Source organism: Streptomyces sp. PH10-H1 (genome assembly GCF_030063355.1).
Taxonomy (GTDB): Bacteria; Actinomycetota; Actinomycetes; order Streptomycetales; family Streptomycetaceae; genus Actinacidiphila.
The window spans coordinates 1-4,287 of sequence record NZ_JASISZ010000166.1; the positions used below are offsets into that span (position 1 = coordinate 1).

A 4,287-nucleotide genomic window follows, 5' to 3' on the forward strand; every position below is an offset into this window, starting at 1 on the left:
CGCCACCGAACTCGCGACAATCCAACTCAACGCCCGCGCCAGACCCTGGATCTGGGGCCGACCCACACCACCCACCCGACACCTCCGCAGACGTTACGTCTACTGCATTTGAGGAATTCAGCACTAAGTGGCGGTGTTTCGCGTGTCAATGGATCCGTCCGAACCTCCACTCCGGAACGGTGTCCCGGGGCAGGGCTCGCGGCCCACCGCCGTTCGCTTCAACTCCTTGATCTGCTCTTCGGATCCGCTATTCGCCGATGTCCTCGGACCACAGCTCCGGCCGGGCCACGATGAAGTCGGCCATCAGCTCCCGGCACCGCTGGTCGTCCAGTTGGATGATCTCGACGCCGTGCTCGGCCAGCCAGTCGTGCCCGCCCTGGAAGGTCGCCGATTCGCCGATCACCACCCGGGAGATTCCGAACTGCCGGACCAGCCCGCTGCAGTACCAGCACGGTGACAGCGTCGTCACCATCGTCGTGCCCTGGTATGAGCGCTGCCGCCCGGCCGCCCGGAAGGCGTTGGTCTCGGCGTGCATCGACGGGTCCCCGTCCTGGACGCGGCGGTTGTGTCCGCGCCCCAGCAGCATCCCGTCGGCGCCGAAGAACGCGGCTCCGATCGGGATGCCGCCCTCTGCGAGCCCCGCCCGCGCTTCCTCCACCGCTACGTCGAGCATCGCCTGGGCGTCAGCTGGATCCATACCGTCATTGTGGGCCCCGTCTCAGCCCGTCGCGATCTCGTTCAGCTTCGTGCGCAGGTACGTGTGGGAGTCCGGAAGACCGGGTGCGATCCAGGTGCCGGGGTCGCATTCGTAGAAGTACACCAGCAACATCAGCTCCTCGGCGGGGACATCGGTGGGCGGCGGCAGTACCCGGTGGCGGCCGGAGCGCCACCGTCCGCCGGTCGCGGATGCGCACGGGCAGCTCCGTAACTCCGTGCCCGCTGACCAACAGGAATCCGGTGTCCTGCAGTGCCAGATCCACGGTCCGCGCGGTTCTTGCGCGCTCGTCGGGACCCGAGGAACGCCACGCGGCGAGATCGACGGTCGGAATACCGGATTGACTCATCAATTGCGCTCCTCGCCCGTCCGCCTCGCTCCAGTACGGTGGTGCGGACGGCGAGTCGGCGAGTCGGATTCTGGCAGCATCATCAAGTGGTCGAGCAGAGAAGTCGAGCAGAGAAGAGGCCAAGTCAGTGAGTGTGGCCCTGTTCACTCTCGGCGGCACGATCTCGATGGCCGGAGCGGCCGAGGGCGGCGGCGCCAGCGGGGTGGTTTCCCGGTTGACCGGTGGCGATCTCACCGCGGCCGTACCCGGGCTCGCCGACCTGGGCGTTCCGCTCGATGTGCGTGACGTGCAGGCCGTGCCCAGCTCGAATCTGACGTTCCCACAGATGCTCGATCTTGTGGAGGCCGCCTCGCGGGCGGTAGCCGATGGTGCGGTCGGCGTCGTCGTGACCCAGGGGACCGACACGCTGGAGGAGACCGCCTTCCTGGTGGACCTGATCTGGCGGCACCCGGAACCGTTCGTCCTCACCGGCGCGATGCGCAATCCGACCCTGGCCGGCCCGGACGGTCCGGCGAACCTGCTCGCGGCCGCGCAGATCGCCGCGTCGCCCCCGGCCCGCGGACTCGGTGCGCTGGTCGCATTCAACGACGAGATCCACGCCGCACGCTGGGTCCGCAAGACCCACAGCACGAGTACGGCGACCTTCGCCTCGCCGAACCTCGGCCCGATCGGCCAGGTCATCGAGGGCCAGGTGCGGATCCTGGTCCGGCCACCCCGCCCGGAACCACTGCCGAACCGGAATGGGACGGCACTGCTCGGTGGGACGGCACTGCTCGACGCGACGGCACTGCTCGACGTGGCGCGAGTGGGCCTCTACACCGTCGTGCTCGACGACGACGGCGTACTGCTCGACGGGCTCGACCGGACGCATCAGGGCCTGGTCGTCGCCGGGTTCGGAGTCGGCCATGTGCCGTCCGCGCTCGCACCGGTGCTCGGCTCCTTGGCCGACCGGATCCCGGTCGTCCTGACCTCGCGCACCGGCGCCGGTTCGGTGCTGCGGAAGACCTACAGTGCGGTCGGCTCGGAGAGCGACCTGCAGCGACGCGGACTGATCAACGGGGGACTGCTCGACCCGTACAAGGCGAGGATCCTGCTCCGGCTGCTGCTCGCGGCCGGCGCGGACCGCGATGACATCGCCGCCGCGTTCGCCCGGCATGGCTGAACCCGGACTTGACTGCCTGCTTGTGGCGGGGTAGCCGGAGCCGAGGCGGGGAGCGAAGTGTGGCTGTCCGTTGCGTAGTTGGGTTGACACGCCCCGTCGACCTGCCCGGCTCGGGATGCGATGATGACCGACGGGGGCGAACAGTCGGGGGGCTGTCGATGAGTACGCAGGATGTAGTGACGAGCACCGTTGCGGTGTTGGTTCCTGTCGTCACCGCAGGTAGTCGTGTGGGTCCACCGGTTCCGCCGGCGCTCCGCGCAGGCCATCCGGATCTGCTGCTACGCGGCGCTGGGTTTGATGGGCCAGGTGACCATCGTTGTACTGAACGACGCCGAATATCGCCATGCGTCGGCCGGAACGCATCCCTCTTGGCTCTCTCCGGGGTGCTCGCGACCTCCAAGAGGTAATTCGACGGCCGCCCGGCCGATAGGGGTGAGTGGGACCCCCGCTGACGAAGAGAGGCCCGGGATGCCCGCGAAGGTTGTCAATCTGACAGTGCACGGCATCGGCGCACCGTCGCGCGCGCTGGATCCCGGCGAGGACGGCACATGGGTGACCGTCGAACAGTTCGAGCAGGTGCTCGACGCCGTGCGGCGTCGGGACGCCGTGCGGATCACTTTTGACGACGGCAATCTCTCGGACGTCGAGATCGGCCTGCCACGGCTGCTGGAGCGCGGCCTGAGAGCGGAGTTCTTCGTGCTCGCCGGTCTGCTCGGCGAACCGGGCCGGGTCAGCGTGGACGATGTGCAGACGTTACTGGACGCCGGCATGCGGATCGGTTCGCACGGCTGGGCGCACCGTGACTGGCGTCGGGTCGACCACCCGCAGGCGGTCGAGGAGATGATCGAGGCGCCGCGTTTGCTGTCCGACCTCATCGGCAATCCGGTCACGCGGGTGGCCATTCCGTTCGGTTCGTACGACCGCCGGGTGCTCACTCGTTTACGCGGCGCGGGAGCCAGCCAGGTGTACACCAGCGACGGTGGCCCGGCCCGGTCGGATTCCTGGCTTCAGGCCAGAACCAGCCTGCGGCACGACATCGATGCGCAGTGGACCACCGATGTGCTGGCCGGACAGCCCGGCCTGCGCCGGTCGGCCCGCCGCACCGCCGCGAGGATGGTGAAACGCACCCGTGGCTGCGCACGGTGAGGGAGCGGGGCGCGCGAAATGACCATCCCGGCACGCTCTAACGGGCCATACCCCGGCGGGGGACCGGTGTGGTGGATCCCCAGGGCATAGGCTCGGCCGTCTGGAATCCCGACCCCGGATCACTTCGGCGAGGACCGCGATGAGAAAGATCATCTTGTCTATGTCGGTGTCCCTTGATGGCTTCATCGAGGGACCGGACCGCCAGATCGATTGGCACATGGTCGACGACGAGCTGCACAGCCACTTCAATGAGCAGCTCAGGTCGATGGGCGGCTTCCTGACCGGCCGTGTCACTCATGAGCTCATGGCCGGGTTCTGGCCAACCGCCGATTCCGATCCCTCAAGTACCGGTCCCGTGGCCGAGTTCGCCGGTATCTGGCGGGACATGCCCAAGATCGTGTTCTCCAGGACGCTGGAGCGGACGGACTGGAACACCACCATCGTGCGTGATGTCCTCGTCGAGGAGATCATGGCGCTCAAGGCGCAGCCGGGCGGAGATCTGGCGCTCGGCGGTGCCGACCTCGCCGCGGCCTTCATGCGGCACGACCTGATCGACGAGTTCCGCGTTTACATCCATCCGATCCTCATCGGACGGGGCAAACCCCTGTTCCAGGCATCGGACGCCACGGTCAATCTTCGGCTCGCCGAGACCCGGACCTTCGGCAACGGGGTCGTCCTGCTCCGTTACGAGCGTACTGAGGCTTCCTCACCGGGATGATCCCCGCGCGGCTGCGCGGCCGCGCAGCCGGCGCGGCATGGGCCGCCACCGACCCCGAGACTCCCACGCTCTAGTGCAGCGCGTCGCAGGTCCTTTGCCGGTTGGGCGGGCTGGGCGCGGTCACGCCTCGTGGTCGGCGAGGTGGACGATGGCGGCGGTGTCGAAGGCGTCGTTGGGGTGGCCGACGTCGGCGCCGG

4 protein-coding genes and 1 pseudogene are annotated in these 4,287 nt (G+C 68.3%); 3 read left to right on the forward strand and 2 right to left on the reverse strand.

Features of this window, described 5'->3' with window-relative positions; translation table 11 throughout:
• Nucleotides 1-247: 247 nt before the first annotated feature.
• Together QMK24_RS40715 and QMK24_RS40720 are read right to left on the reverse strand one after the other, a co-directional pair.
• Nucleotides 248-697, reverse strand: coding sequence for a nucleoside deaminase (locus tag QMK24_RS40715; protein ID WP_283471959.1), 450 nt, complete (start codon nt 695-697; stop codon nt 248-250).
• A gap of 21 nt (nt 698-718) precedes the next feature.
• Nucleotides 719-901: pseudogene (locus QMK24_RS40720) on the reverse strand (isopenicillin N synthase family dioxygenase); the annotation flags it as partial.
• A 290-nt stretch (nt 902-1,191) separates the two neighbouring features.
• Between QMK24_RS40720 and QMK24_RS40725 the strand changes: the two are divergent.
• The 3 genes from QMK24_RS40725 (at nt 1,192) to QMK24_RS40735 (ending at nt 4,090) form a co-directional block, all read left to right on the forward strand.
• Entirely contained in the window at nt 1,192-2,226 is a 1,035-nt protein-coding gene (locus QMK24_RS40725; protein ID WP_283471960.1) for an asparaginase, read from the forward strand.
• Nucleotides 2,227-2,721: 495 nt separating this feature from the next.
• A complete protein-coding gene (locus QMK24_RS40730; RefSeq protein ID WP_283471961.1) occupies nt 2,722-3,372 on the forward strand; it encodes a polysaccharide deacetylase family protein in 651 nt (216 codons plus the stop codon).
• 139 nt (nt 3,373-3,511) lie between these two features.
• On the forward strand, nt 3,512-4,090 hold the full coding sequence (locus QMK24_RS40735; protein ID WP_283471962.1) for a dihydrofolate reductase family protein: 579 nt from the start codon (nt 3,512-3,514) through the stop codon (nt 4,088-4,090).
• Nucleotides 4,091-4,287: the final 197 nt, after the last annotated feature.

Excerpts from the sequence above, each read along its gene's own strand:
- QMK24_RS40715 (WP_283471959.1), bottom strand. The coding sequence starts at position 697 with ATGGATCCAGCTGACGCCCAGGCGATGCTCGACGTAGCGGTGGAGGAA.
- QMK24_RS40735 (WP_283471962.1), top strand. The coding sequence starts at position 3,512 with ATGAGAAAGATCATCTTGTCTATGTCGGTGTCCCTTGATGGCTTCATC.